Below are 652 nucleotides of genomic sequence, written 5' to 3'. Positions count from 1 at the left end.
GGAGCAGTTTTCGCATGATGGCGATGATGATTTGCTTGGGCTTTTTGCCATTTTCCTGGAGCCGATCGGCGAAGGTTTTGAGCAAGGGGTTGTTGTTCCGTGCGGTCATGGCGGGCATGAAGAGGGCACGCCGAAGGTGGGTGGAGCCGACTTTGGTGATGGGGGTGGTGGGGCGACCCGAGGCGCCGCTGACGAAGTGGCACGGGGTGACTCCAGCCCAGGCGGCGAGCTGGCGGGCGTTGCTGAAGTGGGTGAGATCGGGGATCTCGGCGAGCATGAGGTGACTGCTGATTTCACCGATGCCGGGGATGGAGCGGATGAGCTGGTCGCTCTTCCTGATGGTGTCGCTGGATTTGATGATGGCGTTGATGCGGAGACGAATGGCGGCGAGTTCCTTTTGTTCGGATTTGATTCTGCGGCTTAGGGATTTGAGGACGATGGGATCGATGGCGGATTCGCATTTGGTTTTGAGTTTGGCGATTTCGCGGGTGATGGATTCGGTGTAGCGGACGAGCTCGGTGAGTTGTTCGTTTTCAGTGGTTTTTGGAGCCCATGGGGTGAGGTCGTTTTGTTCGGCAACGAGGAATCGTGCAATGAGCCGGGCGTCGGCAGTGTCACTTTTGTTGCGTCTGAGTTTTTGATTTCCGAAGGC

Annotated in this window: 1 protein-coding gene; it reads right to left on the bottom strand. The window is 57.4% G+C overall.

Annotated elements, in window-relative coordinates:
- Positions 1-652, bottom strand: a 652-nt coding sequence (locus JIN85_RS20765) for a transposase (protein ID WP_200274453.1), incomplete at both ends; no start/stop codon positions are given.

The organism is Luteolibacter pohnpeiensis (assembly GCF_016595435.1).
GTDB lineage: Bacteria > Verrucomicrobiota > Verrucomicrobiia > Verrucomicrobiales > Akkermansiaceae > Luteolibacter > Luteolibacter pohnpeiensis.
The sequence above is the reverse complement of the archived record's forward strand: the minus strand, read 5'-3'. Positions and strand labels throughout refer to the sequence as shown.